The organism is Terriglobales bacterium (assembly GCA_035764005.1).
Classification (GTDB): Bacteria; Acidobacteriota; Terriglobia; order Terriglobales; family Acidobacteriaceae; genus Gp1-AA112.
This window is the reverse complement of the sequence record DASTZZ010000103.1, coordinates 1-21,762: the sequence shown is the minus strand read 5'-3', so window position 1 is coordinate 21,762 and position 21,762 is coordinate 1. Positions and strand designations below refer to the sequence as shown.

General features: G+C 55.8%; 19 protein-coding genes. 5 read left to right on the top strand and 14 right to left on the bottom strand.

Going from position 1 to position 21,762, the window contains the following annotated elements; all coding sequences use genetic code 11:
• The first annotated feature begins 34 nt into the window (after positions 1-34).
• Positions 35-778 (top strand): hypothetical protein, encoded by a 744-nt coding sequence (locus tag VFU50_16800; GenBank protein ID HEU5234522.1) that lies wholly within the window; start codon positions 35-37, stop codon positions 776-778.
• Positions 779-986: 208 nt separating this feature from the next.
• A complete protein-coding gene (locus VFU50_16795) occupies positions 987-1,562 on the top strand; it encodes a transposase (protein HEU5234521.1) in 576 nt (191 codons plus the stop codon).
• A 243-nt stretch (positions 1,563-1,805) separates the two neighbouring features.
• Here VFU50_16795 and VFU50_16790 read toward each other — a convergent pair whose 3' ends face one another.
• Entirely contained in the window at positions 1,806-2,165 is a 360-nt protein-coding gene (locus tag VFU50_16790) for a nuclear transport factor 2 family protein (GenBank protein ID HEU5234520.1), read from the bottom strand.
• Between the two features lie 57 nt (positions 2,166-2,222).
• On the opposite strand from VFU50_16790, the gene VFU50_16785 reads away from it, so the two are divergent.
• Complete coding sequence (locus VFU50_16785) at positions 2,223-2,468, top strand: hypothetical protein (protein ID HEU5234519.1); 246 nt, start codon at positions 2,223-2,225, stop codon at positions 2,466-2,468.
• A gap of 77 nt (positions 2,469-2,545) precedes the next feature.
• On the opposite strand, the gene VFU50_16780 is transcribed toward VFU50_16785, so the two are convergent.
• The 10 genes from VFU50_16780 to VFU50_16735 form a co-directional block, all read right to left on the bottom strand.
• Positions 2,546-3,268, bottom strand: a complete 723-nt coding sequence (locus VFU50_16780; GenBank protein ID HEU5234518.1) for a hypothetical protein — start codon at positions 3,266-3,268, stop codon at positions 2,546-2,548.
• A 702-nt stretch (positions 3,269-3,970) separates the two neighbouring features.
• The gene (locus VFU50_16775; GenBank protein ID HEU5234517.1) at positions 3,971-6,127 is read right to left on the bottom strand and encodes an alkaline phosphatase family protein; all 2,157 of its coding nucleotides are present in this window, start codon (positions 6,125-6,127) and stop codon (positions 3,971-3,973) included.
• A 153-nt stretch (positions 6,128-6,280) separates the two neighbouring features.
• Positions 6,281-6,478, bottom strand: a complete 198-nt coding sequence (locus VFU50_16770) for a hypothetical protein (GenBank protein HEU5234516.1) — start codon at positions 6,476-6,478, stop codon at positions 6,281-6,283.
• Positions 6,479-6,738: 260 nt separating this feature from the next.
• Entirely contained in the window at positions 6,739-7,308 is a 570-nt protein-coding gene (locus VFU50_16765) for an adenine phosphoribosyltransferase (GenBank protein ID HEU5234515.1), read from the bottom strand.
• Positions 7,309-7,584, bottom strand: coding sequence for an acylphosphatase (locus tag VFU50_16760; protein ID HEU5234514.1), 276 nt, complete (start codon positions 7,582-7,584; stop codon positions 7,309-7,311).
• A gap of 177 nt (positions 7,585-7,761) precedes the next feature.
• Complete coding sequence (gene efp, locus VFU50_16755) at positions 7,762-8,322, bottom strand: elongation factor P (GenBank protein ID HEU5234513.1); 561 nt, start codon at positions 8,320-8,322, stop codon at positions 7,762-7,764.
• Between the two features lie 366 nt (positions 8,323-8,688).
• Complete coding sequence (locus VFU50_16750) at positions 8,689-8,901, bottom strand: 2-oxoisovalerate dehydrogenase (GenBank protein HEU5234512.1); 213 nt, start codon at positions 8,899-8,901, stop codon at positions 8,689-8,691.
• A gap of 68 nt (positions 8,902-8,969) precedes the next feature.
• Positions 8,970-9,746: a hypothetical protein gene (locus VFU50_16745; GenBank protein ID HEU5234511.1), complete on the bottom strand. Its 777-nt coding sequence runs from the start codon at positions 9,744-9,746 to the stop codon at positions 8,970-8,972.
• Between the two features lie 259 nt (positions 9,747-10,005).
• Positions 10,006-10,332 carry a PilZ domain-containing protein gene (locus tag VFU50_16740; GenBank protein ID HEU5234510.1) on the bottom strand — a complete coding sequence of 109 codons (327 nt, stop codon included), beginning with the start codon at positions 10,330-10,332 and terminating at the stop codon, positions 10,006-10,008.
• 394 nt (positions 10,333-10,726) lie between these two features.
• Positions 10,727-14,116 carry a carboxypeptidase regulatory-like domain-containing protein gene (locus tag VFU50_16735; GenBank protein ID HEU5234509.1) on the bottom strand — a complete coding sequence of 1,130 codons (3,390 nt, stop codon included), beginning with the start codon at positions 14,114-14,116 and terminating at the stop codon, positions 10,727-10,729.
• Between the two features lie 393 nt (positions 14,117-14,509).
• On the opposite strand from VFU50_16735, the gene VFU50_16730 reads away from it, so the two are divergent.
• Positions 14,510-15,991, top strand: a complete 1,482-nt coding sequence (locus VFU50_16730) for a lipase maturation factor family protein (GenBank protein ID HEU5234508.1) — start codon at positions 14,510-14,512, stop codon at positions 15,989-15,991.
• 898 nt (positions 15,992-16,889) lie between these two features.
• Positions 16,890-17,087, top strand: a complete 198-nt coding sequence (locus VFU50_16725; protein HEU5234507.1) for a hypothetical protein — start codon at positions 16,890-16,892, stop codon at positions 17,085-17,087.
• Positions 17,088-17,309: 222 nt separating this feature from the next.
• Here the strand turns inward: VFU50_16725 and VFU50_16720 are convergent, their stop codons facing one another.
• The 3 genes from VFU50_16720 to VFU50_16710 form a co-directional block, all read right to left on the bottom strand.
• Complete coding sequence (locus VFU50_16720) at positions 17,310-19,766, bottom strand: ABC transporter permease (protein ID HEU5234506.1); 2,457 nt, start codon at positions 19,764-19,766, stop codon at positions 17,310-17,312.
• 200 nt (positions 19,767-19,966) lie between these two features.
• Positions 19,967-21,058 carry a tRNA preQ1(34) S-adenosylmethionine ribosyltransferase-isomerase QueA gene (queA, locus tag VFU50_16715; GenBank protein HEU5234505.1) on the bottom strand — a complete coding sequence of 364 codons (1,092 nt, stop codon included), beginning with the start codon at positions 21,056-21,058 and terminating at the stop codon, positions 19,967-19,969.
• Between the two features lie 186 nt (positions 21,059-21,244).
• Positions 21,245-21,762: thiamine pyrophosphate-dependent enzyme (locus VFU50_16710; GenBank protein HEU5234504.1), on the bottom strand; the 518-nt coding region annotated here is incomplete at its 5' end.

The window sequence follows — 21,762 nt, the reverse complement described above, 5'->3', positions numbered from 1 at the left end:
GAACATTGCACTGGTAGTTTTCGCAGTACTAATCGTGAGCGCCGCTTCCATGTGGTCGCTTGCTCGATATCAACAGACAAAATTCGAAAAACTCGCCGAAAGTGTTTCTAGGTTGAAGGCTTATGATTCTCCTTTCGATCAGGCAGAAGAGATCCTTACTCGCTATAAGCAACACGCGACTGTTGAAGATCAACCCTGTACAGCATCATCGTGCAAATTTACGATCGTCCTGAAGAACTTCCTCGTCGATAATCACGTTCCAGTTCGCACGCGGTGGTTTGATAGCAAGCTACTCAGGCTCTTTGGCGTTCGGCCAGCTGCTGTGGTCGCAAGGGCAGCAATCAAGGATGGTACAGTTCAGGAGTCAGAACTCGCCGCAGCATATGAGAGCACCAGGGGTGCCTGGATATGGGCCAGTTGGAGCTCGGTCGTTCACCTATCACTGGCCTCGAAGTGTGAAAATCTAGCTCTAGGCAGAGAATCCTCCTATATGGTTACTACCGGGCATACAAATCAATCCAATATGCACGGACCCTACGTCTCCGCCACCTTTGAGCCAAGCATCAACGACAGTGAGAGGGCCCGATGTCAATACATCAGATTCGATTGCATGACCAGTCTTATCGAGTGTGCCAACAATGGTTCGGTAGGCGCAAGGAAATTCATGCCCCGCGTCGAGCAGGACATTGCTGATACTGAAACCATTCGGCAAGTTCACCCTGAACAGTACTCAGATGCTGTCCACCGTTGCCTGTACGGAACTCAAAAGATCAAATAACCGGTTGGCGCCTAAGCTAGAGAAATCACAGAAATCGGAGACCCCTCTCCCTAATTTGCCACGGTTTCCCCCAAAGCCAATGCCGGATGCCCCACCCATTCCCATATTGATATGCTGTTCTGGATGTCTAGGACTCGGGTGCCCCACTCTCGCGTGCCGTTCGCGAGGGTGGGCTGAGATCTGTGCCGCACGTCTATAATGGCGCGCCGTGCCCACGCGTCTGAAACGTATTTACGGTCATCATGACCTTCATTTCGTTACCTGCAGTTGCTACAAAAGGCAGCCACTTCTGGGAAGCGGGCGTTCTCGCGATGTCTTCCTCCGCATCTTCGAGCAGGTTCGGCGGAAGTATCGCTTTGAAGTGGTCGGCTATGTGGTCATGCCTGAGGACTTTCACGTTTTGATCAGTGAGCCTGAAATCGGGACGCCTTCGACGGTGCTGCAGGTTCTAAAACAAAGGGTAGGTCAGCGTCTGCTGCCGCCTCGACGGAAGAGCCAGAATCAACTCGGCTTGTGGAAAGAAAATGGAAAGCAGAAGAAGCGTCATTTCTTTCAGCCTCGCTTTTATGACTTCAACGTCTACACTCGCAGAAAGATCATCGAGAAGCTGCGCTATATGCACAGAAATCAAGTAAAGCGAGGATTGGTACCGTCGCCAGAATTATGGGGGTGGAGCAGTTTCCGAGCCTACTATTTTGGCGAGAAGAGCGTGGTCTGGATCGAGGGACTACACCCGAACCCCAAGCTGCGGATGGTGAAAGCGACCAGGTTGGTAGGCGATTGACGTTACACCCCACCCTCGCGAACGGCACGCGAGAGTGGGGCACCCGACTTCTCGAGAATGATACTGTGTTCCAGTATGGGAACAGGGTGGGGCACCCGGCGCTCGCGCCGAGACGAGATCCTCTAAGGGGAATATCGGCGTGAGGAGCGCCGAACTTCGCCGACAGTTCCGACAGGACAGGTATAGACCTAATCAAACCCAGGAAGGGCAGGCAATCGAGGAGCCGGAAAAGCGGTACTTGGGTCACGTGCTGTAGTTTGCGACCACCCGGATGATCTTGCCGTTCTCACCCAGCTCCATAAACTCTGCGGTTCTTGTACCGCTCTGATTCCTGTAGCAGAGGACGATGCTGCTTAGGCCGCGCATTGCGTCCAGCAACTCAAAATTGAGGTTCGGATAGGCTTGCAGTCCGCGCCGGAAGTACTCGCGCAGCGCGACCTTGCCTTCGACCCTCCCGGATGGACGATTCAATATCTTGGCCGCCACTGGAGAGGTCAGGACGACCTCGTCGTCGTAGTGCGACATAATGGCGTCAAGATCGTGCGAGTTCCATGCTTCAATCCACTCGAGTGCAAATTCTCTAATTGCAGGTCCTGGAGACATGCAAGTGATCATATAGAGTCCGCATAACGATCTGATGACCAAGATGGAGAGATTCGATTGAAGCGGCTCATCCTTGCGAGCGCTTTGGCGGTGCTAATCGGCGTGCCCAGTGGTTGGGTGATCGCGATGCTGCTGACGCCGGCATTTTGGCGCTTGGAGCCGATCCTGCATATGGAACTGGCCGGTCACTCCGGTCCGTCTGATTGGATTTTTTACCTGGTGTGGTTGATCGTGATCCCTTTGTTATTCGGCATCTTTTGGGGCTTGCTCCGCCAGAAAGCCAAGGCACCGTATCGCGTCTGATCCTGCGGAATTCACGGGTGTTTGAACAGGGTGCGCCTCCTCCGAGGAGCGAAGCAAACAATGATTCGGGCACCGAACTACGGCGTTAGCACAGCCTCGAATCCAGAAGCCGCCCGTGATTGACTGATCTTAGTAAGTGCACCGGTGCTTTGGTCGATACGATATGTGATGGCTCCGCCGATTGCATAAAGATACTTACCTGAAGGATTTGCATTTAGCGCCCAGCAGCTACCGGTGTCAAAAGGTGTTCCGGGAAGCGGTGTTAATTGGCCGCTATTTTCGAGCTTGTAACCTTCTAAATAGCCGGGACCGGCGCTTTGAGCACAAAAATAAACGTAACGCTGTGTCGGATCAATCGCGAAAGATCCTGCTTCGGCGAGAGTCAGCGGCGTGGAAGCGAGGCGTGTGAGGCTGCCATCGTCGTTGATGTGCATCGTTATTATTTTTTGCGAGGCAGAAATGAGTAGCATCCGATCGTCTGGAGTAATCGCACTTAAAGAGAAATTCGATTCTCCTACGGAGAAAGGCGATCCGCGTACAACGCTCGGAACACCGGTCTGGGGGTTGAGCCGCCAAGCGCCGATAGCGTTGTTGGACTGAGTAAAGAGTTCAGACCCCTCATTGTTGACGAGAGGACCGCCGCTTGTGGGACCGGGAAAAGGCGAATCGGGAATGCGTTGCAACGCTCCAGTTTGCTGGTCTACAGCAAAGACGTCCAAGCCGCCTGCAACCATCATGTAAACGAAAAGCCCACCCGGATCCGCGCCCATAGGGGCGGTGAAGTTCAGTATGGGAGCCATCCGGCTCAAAGATCCATCTGAATGATTGATGATGAAAGACGCAGTTCCAGACGGTGGCCTCGATCCGTGATCATCGGGTCCCGAAGAAGAGACGAAGAGGAAATGTCCGTGCCGGTCGGCGGCAATACCGGTCGTGAATGCGCCAGTACCGTCGTCGGTGTCCCCACTTGAAATGGAGGTCACGCTGCCGTCGTCGTGGAGAACTCCGCCGTTAATAGAGCTGCCAGAGGGTTGAATCGCGTAAATAAATCTCGCTGCATCCACGCTCGCTGCTGGACTGGACCCGCCAGAGCCAGAGCTGCTTGGTCCCGACCCGGAACCGGAGCTGCTCGATCCACCTGCAGATCCCGATCCCGAACCCGAACCACCATTCGGGGACGATCCCCCGCCAGAAGGTCCAGCAGCGGGTGTCATGGTGTTGCTCCGTTGACCGCTTTCACCGCAGCCGAACAAGAATAGGGCGCCGAAGATCGTGATTAATAGCAGAGAACAGCGATTTCGCACCGTTAACCCCAGGAGACTCAGAACTCACTCGATCTGATGCTTAGGCACTAAAGAAAGTGGTTCGGCTCTGGGTCGTCGTGATCCAGGCAATCCCCGCGGGGGTGACGTCGATTGGTGTCTCTGTTCCGGTTCTCACATCCGAAAAATCTGGATTCATGAAAACAATGTCAGAGAGCGAGTACCTTCTCCTCAAGCAACTCACGGTCCCAGGTCTGCCGGGTGGCATGCGCTGGTCGATGCCGGAGTTGGCGGGCTGGGCGGAGTCTTCCAGGGCACGTTCACGAAATCGAAGAACTCGTTCAAGCTCGGTTGGGCCGCATCGCGGGCGGTCAGATAGTTGCCATCGTGAATGAATCGATCTTCCACGAACTTGATGATCGCGGTGTGATCCATCGGTGTGTGGGCAACATAGTGTTTCTTGGTAAATGGAGAAATCACGATGTTCGGCAGGCGGAAACCTAGCTGTGCGGCGAATCCTTGTTGCGCCGGAGCATCTCCGGGATTTGCTCCGGGATCGGTGCTTTGTAAATCACAGTGCAGATTGCCGGGGCCGCCGAGGCAGGGATTGAACTGATCGGGATTCACGGCAATGCTGCGGATGTCGGTAGTTACGCCCAACGTAGCGTCGGTGAAATCGTTGGTATGACCGGGGACCGGAGGAACGTGGTCGAACGGCCCGCCGCCTTCATCGTAGGAAAGGAAGAAGACGGAATCGCTCCACGATGGGCTCGCCATGAATGCGTTGATCAGCTTCGCCATCTCCCGCTGTCCGACGAGAATCGAGGCGCCGGAGCCGGGATGCTCATCGCTGATTCCATATCCGGGCTCAATGTAGGCAAAGGCCGGCAGCGTCCCATTGCTCATATCAGTCAAGAATTGTGACAACGGCGCAATATGATTTGGATCGATACAGAAGTCGTTATTGGGATCGCCCACGGCTTGTCCGGACGGCTGCGTTGGAGCGTTGCACGCCGCGTGCGTTGGATTGTCGTACAGATATCTCGCCGAGTAGTTGAAGTATGAAAATGACGTTGCGGGAAATTTGTCAGGGTGGCTCGATTGACACTCATCGGTGTCGGCAGGACATTCGTCCGCAGTAACCGAGTAGTAAATCTTCCAGGAGACGCCTGCGTTGTCGAGCTTCTGGAAAATAGTTTCGATACTCAGTCCGCCGACGTGGTCATCGTTCGACGGATCGCGAACCAGGCCTTGCGTGGTGCCTCCGGTCATCGTCGCCAGGCGATTCGGAATGGTCTTGCTGGCCACTGGAGAGAACCAGCGATCGGACAAGGCAAACTCCGATGCCATGAAGTAGTAGTAGTTAAGAAAATCCTGGTCGTAGTAGCCCATCGCGCGACGGCCTTTGAGATCGGTGAACTTGCCGGTTCCCGCTCCGCTCTTGGCAAAACCCTCGGCAATATGCACGAAGCCGTTCATCAGGATCGAGCGCGAAGGGGCGAAGTCGAATCGATTCACGTCGCCATAGCTCTCCAGCCAGGCTGAGGACAGATCATCCACGCACGTAGTGCTGAGCTTGAAGAGGTTGAAGTTGTCCCCTTCGTCGTCCGGATTTGGGAATTTATTCAGCTTATCTTCAATTCCATCGACGTCATATTGTTTGCCATCGTCTCCTATTTCAAAGCCGTGGCTCTTGCGATAGGGATTGAGCATGCCAAAGTAATTGTCGAAGCTGCGGTTCTCCTGCATGAGGAAGATGACGTGGTTGATCTGGTGCACATCTTTCACCGTCACCTGCACAGATGCTGTCGCCGTTTGGTTATCTGCCCCTGTCGCTGTAGCGACGCACGTAACCGTGTTCTTGGGAGTGACCGACAGAGTGCCGCCGGTTCCGGGCAGGGTGCTGGTGAATTCCTGAGTGCCGTCGCTATCGCTGCAGACAACTCCCACCTCGGAGGCATTAGTCGCAGTCACTGTCAGTGTCGAGCTTTGTCCGGGGCTCACGCCGGTTGGGTTGACGGTAATCGTGACCGTCGGCTTGGGCTGATTCACGGTGACGGTGACATGAGCAGAGCTGCTGCCTCCGCTGCCCGTGGCAGTTAGCGTGTAAGTCGTCGTTTGCGTCGGTGAAACGGTGGCAGATCCGGAGGCAGCAACGGTTCCGACCCCGTTGTCGATTGTTACTGCAGTCGCGCCGGTGGTCGCCCAATTCAGTGTGGTGCTCTGTCCCGCGGTGATGGACGTGGCTGCGGCAGTAAAGCTGCCGATCGATGGCGGTCCGGCGGGCTGTAGCGATCCGGCAACCAGGCCTCGCCCACATCCGGGGGTGAAGCTCAGAAGAAAAAGAAAAAAAGACACCAATGAGAACTTGCAGATGTTCGATCCGGTTACTGACATATGGCCTAGACACTTAGAACCAGCAGCTCCCGAACCGAGTTGCTCCCGCCTGCATTTGTCTTGGCACCAATTGGGCCAAAAAGTCGCTACATCTATGACGAGAAAAAGCCCGCTGGCGGCGGGCTTAGGACGGAGAGGCGGTTGGGAGGGCTGCTAGGCTCCGCGTTTGAACGGGAACTCCGCGGGATTGTCTTCTTCCCCCGTTTGTTCGAGGGCGATGTCGGCTAGATCGAGCCATTGTTGAATGCGAAGCGTTTCTCCATCCTTCTGCTCGCGATTGCTCAAGAAGAATTTTGGAGGACGCGGTTTGCGGGGCTCAGTCCAGATCTTTACCTTTCCTTTGGTCGGCATCTTCTCCTGTACTCGAACCGGCCGCGGGGAACGGACAGCCAGGAACTTCGCCTTCCACCATAAATGCCATGGCTGTCATGAATGATGACAAAAATAATCTTAGACGGGGATGTTACGAGGCAGGGGATAGGGAACAGGGGACAGGTTACAGGGAGCGTCGCGCGCTTGCTCCCGCAGCATGGGAGTTTGTAGGGATTCCTCGCTCCTGCTCACGCAAACAGCGCGTGCGCATCCGTTCGGAATGACAAAAAGCGAGAGTCTCAGGAGCTGTAATGCAGCAACGAGAAGACGTCGTATTCCTTCAGCTTCTCGCGGCCATTGAGGAAATCGAGCTCGACTACAAACGCCAAGCCCGCGATGTTGCCGCCTAACGATTTTACGAGTTGAATCGTCGCAGCGCAGGTTCCGCCGGTAGCAAGAAGATCATCTACGATGATCACGCGCTGGCCGCGGCGGACTGCGTCTTTGTGCATCTCGAGCGAGTCGCTGCCGTATTCGAGCTGATATGTCACCTTTGCGGTCTCGGCTGGCAGCTTCTTGGGTTTGCGGACTGGCACGAAGCCAGCATTCAGTCGATAAGCCAGAGCTGGGCCGAAAATGAAGCCCCGCGCCTCGATTCCCAAAACGAGATCGATGTCTTTCTCCATGTAGTGCGCTGAGAGTGCATCGATCAGCGTGGCAAAGCCGACCTTGTCTTTGAGCAGCGTTGTGATGTCATAAAAGAGAATTCCCGGTTTAGGAAAATCAGGAACTTCGCGGATCAGCTTCTTGAGATGATCGCAGTTGATTGGTTGCGACTTTGACGTGGACCTTCCGGGAGAGGGGCTCATTTACCAGGCTCCTTCGATGCGGAATGATGTTTCCCTTGCTTGCTGCTCTTCTTCAAATTCCTGCACTTCATCGACGCGCGCCGCTCGCGGTCCGCTGTCGAGCGCCTTCCGCAACCGCGCAAGCTGCTCATCGCTGCCGCTGGCGAGGACCTCGACGGCGCCATCTTCGTTATTGCGCACCCATCCGCCAATGCCGATGGCGCGGGCTTCGCGTTCCACAAACCAGCGAAAGCCTACGCCTTGAACGCGTCCCGTGATGATGTAGCGACGAGTCATAGGGAAGCTGCTGGCTACTAGCTGCTAGCTACTGGCTAAACCAAAATCAAAACCGCACCGATTGCGCGGATGCTTCGCCGCGGATTTCACGTCTTTGGCAGAACTGGCTGGAAGCCGGAACTCCGCGTTGTAACAACAGAAGCTAGCAGCTAGAAGCTAGCAGCCAGCAGCTTGTTTTCACGCTCTGGACAAATACGCGCCTTCGGCCGTATCTACTCGAATCTTTTCGCCTTCGTTGATGAACGGCGGCACTTGGACTACCAGCCCGGTTTCCAGCTTTGCTGGCTTTGTCACGCTGCTGGCTGTGGCGCTTTTGAGTCCCGGTTCGGTTTCGACCACCGTGAGTTCTACTGTTTGCGGCAGTTCAATTCCTACCGGCTTGCTGTCGTAGAACTCGACTTTGATTTGCAGATTTGGCGTCAGGTACTCGACGGCATCCCCGAGTGTGTCGCGCTTCAGGTGCGTTTGCTCGTAGGTTTCCGTGTTCATGAAGTAGAAATCGTCGCCGTCGCTATAGAGGAACTCCATATCGACTTCATCGACGACGATCTTGTCGATGGGATCGGGCGAGCGGAAGCGGTGCTCGAACATCGCTCCGGTGCGCAGATTGCGCAGCTTGGCCTGAATGAACGCGCGCAGATTGCCCGGGGTACGGTGCTCAACGCTGAACACCGAGTGCAGATCATTGTTGTGCTTGATGATCATGCCCGGACGCAACTGTGTGGCTGGAATCGCCATGCAGAAAAGTCTCCTTGCTGAACTGGTGAATGCCTGCCGAGGCGGGCTGGAGTAGCCGCGAGGACGCGGCGAACTCATTATTTTAGCAGGCGAGGACGGCGGGGGCGGCTGCGGACGTGTTTTCAGCTTCCGAAGAGATTCCGTGATACCTCTTCGCGGCTGACGCCCAAATAGTCGGCAACACCGCCGAGTATCCCGGACAATGTCCCGATCTTCAGGCTTCGGTGAGCGGGCACAGTGATGTGGTGTTCGGAGCCCATGCGAGTGGAGGTCAGGCGGATATGGCTGCCGGTTTGACGTGTTGTGACGTAGCCGTACTTTCTAAGAAGTCGGGAAAGTTGTTCACCGCCGAGGTCACGGGAACTTTCAAACCGAAATGACCTCATCCTTGACCATGTGCAAACGAATTACGCCAGGTTTTTCATTGTCCCCGAAATGGCAGAGCACCGCATCGCGGAGCATCGTTTTGAGTTCATCGAGGGAATCTGCCTCTGTGAATATCGGAAATCCGAGTGCGCGTGCTTCGTAGCCTCCCTCGGGAGATTCCTGTACATCGAAGATGATCTCGGTGGGAATCATGGATTGAGCTCATTATACGGTTAGGAAGAGCTAAAAAATCCGGCACGCCCCTCACTCATGATGCGTGGTCAATCGTGGTGCATACCCGGTCCCATGCCCCACACATCTTTATCGTTCGGATACACATGCACCATCCAGCCGAAGACGCGCGGCACGAACTTCCCGCCCGCTGCCTCGCATGCCTCTTTTGTGGAGATCGAGCCTGCCATTCCGAATTTGGGATTCTTCTGCCACATCTCGGCGCTGCGATCTTTTGGCGGGAAGCAGAAATTTACGTGCTGATGCCAGTGCGCAACGCTAAGAGGGATGCGGTCATTTAGTTCGTCTTCACTGTCCCTCGCAGGCGCCGTGTACATCACGCCAGCGAGCTTGTAGCCATCGGGAGTTTTGTCATAGAGCAGGGAAGTCGGGTGTTCGGGATTGAAGCGGAATGCGGCTTCAAATGCGTAACGATTGTTGGTGAAGTGATACTGCTTCTGCGGGACGTTGGGCAGGAAGATCTTGAAGCCGTCGTTCAGGGCGGTGTGGTAATCCTGATATTTCTGCATTACCTCGCGCGCTTCGTCCACGACTTGCGCTGCACGCCGCTGATCTCCATTCTGGATCGGACGCAGCTCGGTCATCTTCATGTGCGGTCCCATGTCCATGTGGTGCGAGCTCATCATTTGCGTGGCGGCGTTCATTCCCTGTGCGCCCGAGTCGTGATCGTGTTCCATGTCCATCCCATCCATTGAAGACATGTCGTGCGCTGCCGGCTGTGAGCGCTCCTGCTGCTGCGCGGAGAGAAACGTTATGAGCACGAGCGCCAAAATCGCACAGGCTGCAAGCGTTAGTTTTGGCCGCATAGGACCTCCATGAGGAAATATACGAACAAGCTGACACAAAGGATCAGGAATTCTGAACCCAATGGATTGAACGGCTTAGCAGCAGAAATGTTGCGGCAGGTTCATTGGTAATTCGTAATTTCGTGATTTCGCGATTGGAATCGCTTCGCGCACCAGACTGGCAATGAATACGTATGCGGACTGAATCAGGGCCGGGGACCAAGAGGCTGGACGAGCGGAGACTCAATAAATCGCGAAATCAGGAAATCACGAAATTTCTTTAGTGCACCCAGGAAATGTCGTAGCGGCTGAACCGGACGGCAAATCCGCTGGCCACTCCGTCATATCCAGGCTCGACGCGAACGACTTCGCCTTCGCATGAGATCTTCAGTTGGCGACCATCGCCGGAGTCAGGCAGAACCAATTGCAGGGACAGACCTTCACCGATTTCCGCCTGCATCTCGCTGTAAAAGAACGCTCCCAGGGTATTCATATCGCGCAATGCGGCGACTTGCAGCTCGTTAGGCTGATTGATGGGGGAAACGGTCGCCGACAGCGGGTTGTGCAGCCGGGATTCCCGGCGCTGCTCGGGCAGGTGATGCCGCATGATGTCGAGGGATCTCGGACTTTCCTGGAACAAGCTCAGCCTCCAAACAGCACGACTATCGCTGCAGTTATCCGGCCAACTTGTAAGTTGCTGAATGCGCAGGAACATTCCTGTTTTCCACAAGGTATCCAGAGAGAAAAATTTGCACTTAGAGGAAAGGACCGTGTGAATTTTTGCCGGTAGAACTAGTGGTGAGACTCGCCTTTTGGAAGATTTAAGCGAAAAGAGGAACGAATTTCTGATCTCACTGTGGAATGCATCTTCTGGAGACAAAGTTGGAACTGGGCTTTCATCGTGGCGGCCAGGAAGCACTTAGCGTCGACAGCTTTAAGACATTTTCATGCAAAAAAAAGGAGGGCCGGTTTCGCGGCCCTCAACACTGCGGATTGTAGAACTAGAAGATGAACCTCATCTGCAGACGCATATTGCGCGCGTTCTGGTAGATGATCGGTTGGCCATAACGTGAAGCCAAGGTGTTAGGGGCACCGTTCACGTTCGGTCCACCGTAGACAAGCTGGCCCTTGGAGTTCACCGTCGTGGTTTTGTTGTTCATCAGGCTCATGTAATCGAAGTTGGTCATCAGGCTCAGGTAGTCCCAGCCGGGATCCGCCGCAGACTGTTGTGTCGTAACTCCGGTCGCCAGAGGGCTGTTGTACAGAGCCAGCGGAGCATGCTGATTGAGGATGTTGAAGACATCAGCACGGAACTGCAGCCTCAGATTTTCATTTGACTTGCTAACATGAAACTCTTGAGAAAGGCTCAGGTCCGATTGCATGAGCCAAGGCGTGCGCTTGCCTTGCGTAATGCTGTCGCGCACGATGTCTCCGGTCGCCGGATCCTGGTGGAAATTCACCCAGTTCCCCTGACCTTCCACAAACATGCAACTCGACTGGCTGTCCACCGTCGGCAGACAGGTGCTCTGCGGAGTTCCTTGACCAAACTCTTGTACAAGGCCGAAATTCGTTTCCTGACCGAGCCACTTCAGACGATAGTATCCGTATCCGGAGAATACATTTGGACGATCCGTCGGCAGCGGTCCTCCCACCGGTTTTCCGTGGGCGTCGAACAGCATCTGCGGCAGGTCGAAGGCGCGGTTGTTGTTGGGTTCATGACGACCTCCGCCACCATCGAGGAAGTAGGTGTCGCTCAATCCAGGATAGTTTCCGTACAACCGGCTGTAGGTATACGCAGCCTGTCCGCCCCAATTACCGCCGCCGCGTTTGATCAGACGGAATTCAACTCCGTCGTAATCGCGCTGGGCTTTGGGTAGGTTTGGGCAGCTTGGGCAAACAGCGGTTGTGAAACCCGCGTTCGGTAGAGGCCGGTGTAACAGCTGACTGTATGCCGAACCGGGATTGCCGATGTAGTACTGGTTGTCATCCACCGACATGTCTTCGATGGTCCAATCGAGGCGCTTACGCGCATAGCGGGACTCGAAGGCGAGCGTCGGACTTAGTTCCCAGTCAGCTCCGAAGACTGTCTCGTGCGTCTGCATGGGGTGCATGTCTGGTTGGATGACCGGGTCAGTCGGGTCGCCGGGAGCACTCGCGCGCCAGTTCTGATTTTCGATGAAGTCACCCGGCAGGCTGCCGCTGGCCGGACCTGAATCGGGGCAGAACTTGCCATTTACGTTGTTCGGAACAATCTGGGTGTAGTCGGTCGTGGTGAGGGCATAGACGCAATCATGCCAACGATCGCCACCAAACGAGCCGCGTGGCAGGGAGTACTTCATGATGTCGAAGAACTTACCGTATGATCCGTACAGCTTGACCTTCCCATTATGGAACAGATCGTAGGCCGCGCCGATGCGGGGAGCAACCTTCTGTGTGAAGCCGAAGCTGATGGATGAAGCTCCGGGCCGATACGGCGGCAGGAATTCTTTATCGAGACGGACGCCCGCATTGATGGTAAGACTTTTGATTGTCCAACCATCCTGACCGTAGATGGAATGATTCAGGGCGGAGACGTTGCCGTTGGTCAGAACGCCGTCACGCAGAACGTAGTAGCCGTCTGGTCCGGCGCACTTGCCATACTTCGCAATAACAGAAGCGCACACCGTCGCGGTCGGTCCACTGGCCGTCGAATAGATATCGGTATTGCTCATGAATACATTCACGAGCGAAGTACTGAACGAATTGCTGACATTCTCAGCCTGCCGCTGCACGGCGTATCCAGCTTTCAAGCTGTGCGTGCCGAAGAAGTTTCCGACAAGGTATGAAACGTCGGTGTTCAACTGGCGCCGATCAAAAATGTCAAAGAGCTGCTGAGCGTTGCTTGGAATGTTGAAGAATCCAGCCGTGTGCTGTGATGCCGAAGGCAGCCCGCAACCAAAAGCGTTTGACGCGGTACATGTGGTGTCATCCTGCCACACATAGCGGGTACCGGTTGGTTTTCCTCTATCTTCCGAGTTCTGGTAGAACGAGCCGTATCTCGCCGTTACCACCATCCTGGAATTCACCGTCCAATCACCGCCAAAATTGAGGATCGTCAAAGGATTTACCGTTCCCGTATCGGCCCGCAACGTATTGGGATCCGTGCCCGCGCTGGTATTTACCTGTCCGAGAGCGGAATCCGGAGCGGGGAGGTTCACTCCACGCGTGCGGTTGAATGCGCTCTGCCAAGCTCCGTGCAATTGCAGCGAGCTGAACGGACTGTAATCGAGCCGATTCATGAAGTACTGCGTATTCTGGGTCTGTGTGAACGAGTGCGGACCAGGATTGGTGCCGGTGAAATTCACTTTACGGGTGACGTTATAAAGCGAAGGTACATAGCTGCTGAAGAACCGCAAGCGGTCCCAGTGCAGCGGTCCACCGACTTCGTAACCAGGCTCAACAATGCTCCACTTGTCCTGTTGCTGGACGTAACGCTGAGCAGTGCCATCGAGCCGATCAGCCCAGAGGTCACTAGCGCTACCCTGGTTTAGCTTCGTACCCGGCTGCAGACGGAGATTGCATGTTGTAACACCAGCGCCGATCTGGCGATTTATGCAATTATCGTTAGCGCTCAACGGGCTTCCCTGGTAGTAGGCGAACACGCCTCCATGCCACTGCTGGCCACCGCGCTTTTGAATGACGTTTACAACTCCGCCAGTCGCCCCGCCGAATTCGGCTTCGAAACTTGAACTCTTAACCTGGACTTCCTGCACGAACTCCATGGGCACATTGGCGCCGACACCACCACCATAAATACTCGTGGTGTTCAAACCATCCATCATGTAAACGTTCTCAGCGTCGGAAGCGCCGTCAATTTGAAAGCCGTTGAGTTTGCCTTGGTCGGTCGTCCTGCTCTGCAGTTGCTCCTGGCGAGCGCCGGGGGCGAAGGGAATCACCGATTGGAATGACCGTCCATGGGGGGTATTCTCGAGAACGTCTTGGGTGATGGTGACGGCGACTTTACTCTGGGTCACGTCTACCATCGCGCCTTCGGCGTTTACTTCTACTGTTTGTTCGGCTTGGCCTATCTTGAGAGTGAAATTCAAACTGGGCAGCGAACCCGTCTCAAGCCGGAGGTCTTTGACGTTTTCCGGGCTGAACCCAGCAGCTTTGGTAGTTACCTCGTAAACGCCAGGAGGCAACTGATCAATGTGATAAATTCCGGCCGAATCGGTTGTAGCAGCCTTTTCTCCGATTAGCGCGGGACCAGTGACTGTTACTGTAGCTCCCGCAATCACAGCACCTGACGGATCTTTTACCATGCCTCGGATGCCGGCTGTCGTTTCCTGCGCAAAGGCAGTAAACGAAAAGACGAGCGTACAGACTGCCGCGTAAAACAGCTTTCTCGCCATATTCTCTCCTCAAAATGTCGATCGGACTTCTGCTACAGACAGGCTCCAGAATCAACGTAGCTGGGGGGTGAGACTCTGGATTTTCAGCTACTCCGAAAGCACTTTGGACACCAGAATCGTCTTCTATTCTTTTCAAAGAGTTACATTCCGAATCGAAAGCGTGTGATCCAGAAAATGGGACTGTCTGGACATGTGGTATATGGAATTGTGGATTTCGTCCCACTTCCATAACTCCTCGTCCCACGCTGGATAGCGGAACCGCGGGTCGTACTCGACGTGGAGCACGCTCCGAACGAGTCTGACAGTAGCCTCTTCGAGAATTCTTGTGGCCTCTTTCTTTATGCTCCGTGACCTTCGTGTTCGCTCTTCTCGGGCATCAAAAGTACTTCGCAAATGAATGGCTGGATCCATTGGCTGTCGCCTGGGGACTATTGGCTGGCCCGTTGGGCGCTGGAGAAGTCGGTGGGAGCGCTCTTTCTTATTGGCTTTGTCAATGTGGTGAATCAGTTCAAGCTCTTGCTCGGCGAGCGCGGATTGCTGCCGGTTCCGCTGTTCGTCAGGGAAGTTCCATTCCGGGACTCGCCGAGTCTGTTCTTCTTCTTCCCTTCCGATAGAGCTTTCACGTTCTGCGGATGGATCGGAGTTGTGCTTTCCGCTCTGATCGTCTCCGGTTTGGTCGATGGCTACACCTGGGCGCTTTTCGCGATATGGGCGGTGCTGTGGGTACTGTATCTCTCGTTCGTCAACGTCGGACAGGTGTTCTACGGATTCGGATGGGAGTCGATACTGCTCGAGGCTGGCGTGCTCTCTGCATTTCTCGGCGGCAGCCACACGACTCCGCAGGTCGCAGTCATGTGGCTCTTCCGCTGGCTGCTGTTTCGTGTGATGTTTGGCGCGGGACTCATCAAGCTGCGCGGCGATTTCTGCTGGCGTGATCTAACTTGTCTCGACTACCACTACGAGACACAGCCGATTCCGAATCCGCTGAGCTGGTTCTTTCACCACGGACCAAAATGGTCCCGCTCAGGTGGCGTGCTGTTCAACCATTTCGCCGAGTTGATTGTCCCCTTCGGCTATTTTCTTCCGCAGCCGATCGCAAGCATCGCCGGTGGGCTGACGATCCTTTTTCAGTCGCTCATCTTCTTGAGCGGAAATCTCTCCTGGCTGAATGTGCTCACTCTCTGCCTTGCATTCAGCTGCTTCGACGATCGCACGCTTACATCTCTCTTCGGCTTACAAATGCCGATTACTCATACACCGGACATGGTTTTTCGGGGGCTGACGGCCGCCCTCTTTATTCTCGTCATTGTGCTGAGCATCAAGCCGGTGCGCAATCTCATGTCGCGACGGCAGGTCATGAATACGGTCTACAACCGCTTTCATTTCGTGGGAACTTACGGCGCGTTCGGTGGTATCACGCGCGAGCGTTACGAGATTGTGGTCGAGGGTACCGATGAAACCGTGATCACCGGCTCGACCAGGTGGCGCGAGTATGAGTTCAAAGGTAAGCCCGGAGATCCTTCTCGTTTGCCTCCGCAGATCGCGCCTTACCATCTCCGCCTCGACTGGCTGATGTGGTTCGCTGCCATGGGCTCCTACCATCGCCATCCGTGGTTCGTTCACTTTCTCGCCAAGCTTCTCGAAGGCGACAAGGCTGTTCTTGGATTAATTAAAACGAATCCATTTCCGGAATCTCCACCACGCTACGTCCGCGCGCTGCTGTACGAGTATCGCTTCTCGTCACCACAAGTTCGGAAGAAGACTGGACTTTGGTGGGTAAGGGAATCAGTCGGCTCCTACTTTCCGACAGTCTCGCTACAGAGTCCAGCACTCCGCGCAATGCTCCAGCAGATGGAGTGGATGGATCTGGAGTAACGGGCAGTCGGCACTCGGCACTCAGCACTCGGCTTAAACCAACTGCAAAAGCAAAACACGACACGGATCACACGGATGCTTCGCTCACGGATCACTCGGAAGAAGTATTTGTCATAACGTCAAGGCATCGATCCACCGGACATGTAAACACCTGAACTGTCGAACCGGCGTGTCCTCAAGCGGATACAAGTTCCAAAATGGAATCACTGAGAAGGCGGCGACTGGCAGTCGGCACTCGGCTCAGCAAATGCAATGTGTCCGAGACTCATCTTCCTTGCCAGAGGCGATTTATGCACTCAGAGAATTTGGAACTCTGGGCTGAAAGAGCGCAGTCTGCAGTTTCGCTTCTTGCCTTTTTCGTGTAATCCGTGCGCGAAGCGTCCGTGTGATCCGTGTCGTGTTTTGTTGTTGTTTTTAGCCGAGTGCTGAGTGCCGAATGCCGATTGCGGGGTTCTCTTTCTGAGCACCTGAATTCCAACCTTTGCCATTTCGGGAAACAGGCGTTTTCCAAACAGCGAAACGCTGTTGCGCATTCAGAGGGAACTCTGACGCGCTCACATTGGCACGCAGCTTGCTTCTGCTCAAGTCAAGTAATCAGGAGTAAGCAGTAGCTTTGCGGAACCGTTCGCGGCAGGACGCAATGCAGACGATATGCGTGATCGCGTCACTTCGTCATCGCACCGTCGAGTAACTTCCTGGAGTGTGTTGCGGCCGTCGCGAGCGGCCCCGCTGAGCCACTGCTGGTCACAAAACTATGACGATTGGTCCCACTTCGTTACTGGAGAGTCGCGCTGCCCGCGGCTCTCAAACTATAACCAGAGACGTGTCTAAATACACGGCTCTCGACCCAGCCCCACGGTTCGCTGTTTCCCCCGCTCCCGGCGCAAGAGCACATCGCATGACCCGCAAACGCAGAACAGTCCTTTGGCTTTACAACGAAGACTATGAATACCTTAGTTCCGTCGCAGACCAGGACATGGATTCGAAGAATGTCTCCATGCATCGGCTGGTGAAAGCGCTACGCAATGCCGGCGTGAAAAGCTTTCTCAAGCTGGATGAGACGCTGAAGCGTTTGCCGCCGCCGGGGAAAGGGTGAGGAAGAGGCTTCTGGCCGCTGGCTACTGGCTTCCGGCTAACAGCCACACCAAAGCCGAGGGATTACGCGCATGCTGTCGCACACGGATCACACGGATGAACCTTTCAGGGTCGCTTCATCACGCTTCTGATCCGTGTAATCCGTGGCATCCGTGAAATCCGTGCCGTGTTTTGGTGTTGCTTTTGGTGTAGCCAGAAGCCAGACGCCAGAAGCCAGAAGCCCTCACTCATCCCGCAACGTCTTCACCGGCTCAACCCGTGTAGCGCGATACGCAGGAATGATGCTGGCCAGCAATCCTATGCAGAGAAGCCCTACGGACACCGTGATGAACGTAAGTAAATCCGTGGACTTCACTCCGTAGATCATGCTGGAAAGCAGGCGTCCGAGGGCGAGCGCGCCGATGATGCCGATTGCGAGGCCGAGCACGGTTGGCTTCATGCCTTCGAGCACGACCAGTTGCAGCACGTCTTTGATCTGCGCTCCGAGAGCCATGCGGATTCCGATCTCGCGCACGCGCCGGCGAACGCTGTAGGCGAGCACGCTGTAGATGCCGATAGCTGCGAGGAAGAGTGCGAGTCCGGCGAAGATGCCGAGCAGCATAGTGCTGAAGCGCTGCTGCGAGAGCGAGTTGCCGACGACCTCGTCGAGCGTGCTGCTGCCCAGAACCGGCAACTCTGGATTGATCTGATGGATTGCCGAAGTGATCGCAGGAACAAGGCTGGCAGCATTGGCAGAGGCGCGCACCACGATCCAGATCGGGAAGGACTGGAAAGGATGATCCGGCGGCTGTTCAAGTTGAGCGAACGGCGCGTACAGCGTCGCATCGGGCGCGCCCTTGAGCCCGTTGTCTTTTACGTCGCCGACAATGCCAACGACTTCGCGGTTCCGATTCGGGAAAAAGAACATGGTCAGGTGTTTGCCGATCGGATCTTCATTCGGCCAGAGTCGCTTGGCCATGGCTTCGCTGATGACTACCGCGCCCGGAGCCGACGCGACGTCCTGTTCGCCAAGTTCGCGTCCGCGAATAAGAGGGATATGCATCGCCTTGAAATATCCCGGCATGATGCCGCGGACCGAAACTTCAGGTTGGTCGGCCATCTGCTGTACGGGCCTGCCTTCGAGTTGTACTGGCTGCACGGATCCACCGCCGGAGAGTGGTAGATCGTCGATGCCCCCTGCGGCCTGTACGCCGGGCAAGCTGCGCACGCGCGAGAGAACTTGGTTATAGAAGGCAAGTTCCTGAGTCGGAGTCTGGAATGTCTTGCGCGCGATCGAGGGCATGACCGCTATTACGTTGTGTGGATCGAATCCCGGATCGACTCGATGCAGCAGCCACAAGCTGCGAATCATCAGGCCCGCGCCGATCAGCAGCATCAGTGAGAGTGCCACTTCGGCAACAACCAGCACCCCGCGCGTGCGGCTGCCCACGACATCGGAACTCGCGCGCGTGCCCTGCTTCAGCGCATCATTCACGTTGGTCTTGCTCATGCGCATGGCTGGAAGCAGACCGGCCAGGATACCCGCCAACACCGACACGGCGAACGCAAATATCAAAACGGGAACGCTCAACGAGATTTCAGAAGCACGCGGCAACTGCGCAGCCGCCGCTGAAACGATGAACCGTATGCTGGCGTATGCGACGCCGAGCCCTAATACTCCACCCAGCAGCGACAACAGCACGGTTTCCGAAATGATCTGCCGAAGCAGTCGCGCGCGGCTGGCGCCAAGCGCCGTCCGGATCGCAACTTCGCGCTGGCGAGAAACGGTGCGGGCGAGAACGAGATTGGCAACGTTGGCGCATGCAATGAGCAGGACGAAGGCCACAGCTCCAAAGAGGACGAGCAACGGCGTGCGCACGTCGCCGACGATATCTTGGTTGATCGGATCCACGGCTGCGCCCCAACCCTTGTCGTCGGCGGGATATTCCTGCTCGAGCCGGCGCGAGATGGTGTCCATCTCAGCTTGCGCCTGCTGGATGGTTACACCCGATCGCAGTCTGCCGACTACAAAGTAATTGTGGTTACCGCGTATGGCGCGCTCCTGAGGCGTCAAGCCGAGCGGAGTCCAGAAGCGAGGAGCGTTCTCGGCGTCCTCGATTGGATATTGGTACTTTGTCGGCATCACCCCGATCACTTTGTAAGCCGCTCCGTTGAGAGTGATGTCTTTGCCCACGATTCCCGGATCGGAATTGAACTGGCTGCGCCAGAAGTTCTCACTGAGAATTACGACGTAGTTATGTCCGGGCTGATCGTCGTCCGGATTGAATGTTCTGCCGAGTATTGGCTGCGCCTGCAGAACCGAGAAGAAGTTGTACGAGACGCGGCGGGCGACCACCGAGCGTGGTTCCCCGGCTCCAGTCAGATTGAAGTTTCCGCCCCCAACCAGCGACATGCCTTGGAATACGTCGTTCTGCGCCTGCCAATCGAGAAAGTTCGCCGGCGAGACGGAGAAGCGCGTCATGCCGGGAAAGCTCGATTGCGGAGGCGTGTGCCAGATATGTACGAGCTGCTCGGGTTGCGGAAACGCGAGCGGCTTGAGCAGCACAGTATCAACCACACTGAAGATGGCCGTGTTCGCGCCAATTCCAAGCGCTAGAACCAGAATGGCGGCAAAAGCAAATCCAGGGTTTTTACGAATTAGACGTCCTGCGAAGCGAAGGTCCTGAAGAAGGTTCGACATGTGAGCTCTCAGACGGGTTAGACGAAGATGTATCGGCGCCTGTTAGCAACAGAACCGGCGGCGGTAGCCGCTGGGGCAGTCGCGCATTTTGCGACTGCGCGCACGAGCTTGGCGGGTATACGGACATCCCTGGCGCTCGCCTTGCCCGCCGAGCACCAGCCCACCGGGCACCAGCCCACCGGCCGCCGCCGCCGGTTCCGTTACTTCACGAACATGCAATCGCCATACGAGAAGAACCGATACTTCTCTTCGATGGCATGGCCATAAGCCTCAAGCACGCGTTCGCGTCCCGCAAAAGCCGATACCAGCATAAGCAGCGAAGAGCGCGGCAGATGAAAATTCGTGAGCAGCGCGCCAACTACCCGGAATCGGAATCCAGGATAAATAAAGATGCTGGTCTCAGCCTCGCCACTTTGAATCCTTCCCGATTCAAGCGCGGCATGTTCCAAAGTCCGCACCACGGTTGTGCCGACCGCGATAACTCTGCGTTTCTCGTCCAAGGCGCGATTAATTGTCTCGGCGGTATGGGTACCAATGCTGTAGCTCTCGACGTGCAGCTTGTTCGCTTCGACACGTTCTTCGCGCAACGGCTGAAACGTTCCCAGCCCGACATGAAGCGTAACCTCTAGGATCTCGACTCCGCGGCTGCGAATTTCATCGAGGATCTGCGGCGTGAAATGAAGTCCCGCAGTAGGCGCTGCAGCCGACCCACGGTTGCGCGCAAAGACGGTCTGATATCGTTCGCGATCTGCGGCTTCATCCTCGCGGCTGATGTATGGTGGAAGAGGAACGTGGCCGATACGTTCGACGCGCTCGAAGAAATTCGGTACCGAAGCGAAACGCAGACGTCGCTCGCCGTACTCTCCCCGTCCAACGATCTCAGCTTCGAGCAATGGCTCTCGTTCTTCACCGCCGAAGCGCAACACTTCGCCAATACCGAGCTTGCGGCCAGGCCGCACCAGCGCCTCCCATTCGCCATTTCCGAGCGCCCGCGTCAGCAGAACTTCAACTCGACCTTTCAGGAATTCACGCGAAGCGGGGTTGCGCCGGCTCAACGGCTGAGCGCGGCTGCCGGAGCGATGTCCAAAAAGTCGGGCAGGGAAGACGCGGCTGTTGTTCAGAACGAGAACATCGCCGCGATTCAGATAAGCAGGAAAACTTCTGAAGCAATCGTCCTTTATGGTGCCGCTCTCGCGATCGAGCACCAGCATGCGAGAGCTGGAGCGATCAGCAAGAGGCTCTTGCGCGATGAGTTCCGGCGGAAGATGAAAGTCGAAGTCGGAGACGAGCACGGGTTGGATGGGAAAGAGTGTAGCGCAGCAAATCTGTCATTCCGAACGCCCGATTTTGGCGGAGGAATCCCTATGAACTTCCATTCTGCGACTTTTCTGCATGGACGTTGGTAGGGATTCCTCACCCCTGCTCACGCGAACTGCACGCGCGAGCAGGAGTTCGGAATGACAAGGGGGAGCGACGATCTACACCAGCTCCCGCACCCGGTCCTCCACCATGTTCTCCCACGCGATCTTGCCGCGATTCGGTTCGCCGCGCAGCAATGACTCGGCGAACTTGGCAGCTTGCTCAGCTTTGATCTTGCCTGGCATCGGCGCGGTGAGCGGATCGACTACCGCTTCGATCAGCACTGGGCCATCGACTTTGAGAGCTTCGTCGAGAATTGATCCGCAACGCTTGGGATCTTCGATCGTGTAACCCGTTCCTCCGCAGGCGCGTGCAAAGGCGGCGAAGTCGATGGGATGCAGTTCGACTCCATACTCCGGATTGCCGAGAAAGACCATCTGCTCCCATTTGATTTGCCCGAGCACGTTGTTCTTGATGACGACCACCCTGATCGGGAGCTCGTACTTCACCGCAGTCACGAAATCGGCCATCAGCATCGAGAATCCGCCATCGCCGACGAACGCGAACACCGGCCGATCCGGATGCGCCGCTGCAGCCGCAATGGCATATGGCAGTCCGCAAGCCATCGTCGCCAGGT

What these genes read in the sequence shown, in the direction of transcription:
- VFU50_16790 (HEU5234520.1), bottom strand. Translation starts at nt 2,165, where the DNA reads ATGTCTCCAGGACCTGCAATTAGAGAATTTGCACTCGAGTGGATTGAA.
- VFU50_16780 (HEU5234518.1), bottom strand. Translation starts at nt 3,268, where the DNA reads ATGGCTCCCATACTGAACTTCACCGCCCCTATGGGCGCGGATCCGGGT.
- VFU50_16775 (HEU5234517.1), bottom strand. Translation starts at nt 6,127, where the DNA reads ATGTCAGTAACCGGATCGAACATCTGCAAGTTCTCATTGGTGTCTTTT.
- VFU50_16770 (HEU5234516.1), bottom strand. Translation starts at nt 6,478, where the DNA reads ATGCCGACCAAAGGAAAGGTAAAGATCTGGACTGAGCCCCGCAAACCG.
- VFU50_16765 (HEU5234515.1), bottom strand. Translation starts at nt 7,308, where the DNA reads ATGAGCCCCTCTCCCGGAAGGTCCACGTCAAAGTCGCAACCAATCAAC.
- VFU50_16760 (HEU5234514.1), bottom strand. Translation starts at nt 7,584, where the DNA reads ATGACTCGTCGCTACATCATCACGGGACGCGTTCAAGGCGTAGGCTTT.
- efp (HEU5234513.1), bottom strand. Translation starts at nt 8,322, where the DNA reads ATGGCGATTCCAGCCACACAGTTGCGTCCGGGCATGATCATCAAGCAC.
- VFU50_16750 (HEU5234512.1), bottom strand. Translation starts at nt 8,901, where the DNA reads ATGATTCCCACCGAGATCATCTTCGATGTACAGGAATCTCCCGAGGGA.
- VFU50_16745 (HEU5234511.1), bottom strand. Translation starts at nt 9,746, where the DNA reads ATGCGGCCAAAACTAACGCTTGCAGCCTGTGCGATTTTGGCGCTCGTG.
- VFU50_16740 (HEU5234510.1), bottom strand. Translation starts at nt 10,332, where the DNA reads ATGCGGCATCACCTGCCCGAGCAGCGCCGGGAATCCCGGCTGCACAAC.
- VFU50_16735 (HEU5234509.1), bottom strand. Translation starts at nt 14,116, where the DNA reads ATGGCGAGAAAGCTGTTTTACGCGGCAGTCTGTACGCTCGTCTTTTCG.
- VFU50_16730 (HEU5234508.1), top strand. Translation starts at nt 14,510, where the DNA reads ATGAATGGCTGGATCCATTGGCTGTCGCCTGGGGACTATTGGCTGGCC.
- VFU50_16725 (HEU5234507.1), top strand. Translation starts at nt 16,890, where the DNA reads ATGACCCGCAAACGCAGAACAGTCCTTTGGCTTTACAACGAAGACTAT.
- VFU50_16720 (HEU5234506.1), bottom strand. Translation starts at nt 19,766, where the DNA reads ATGTCGAACCTTCTTCAGGACCTTCGCTTCGCAGGACGTCTAATTCGT.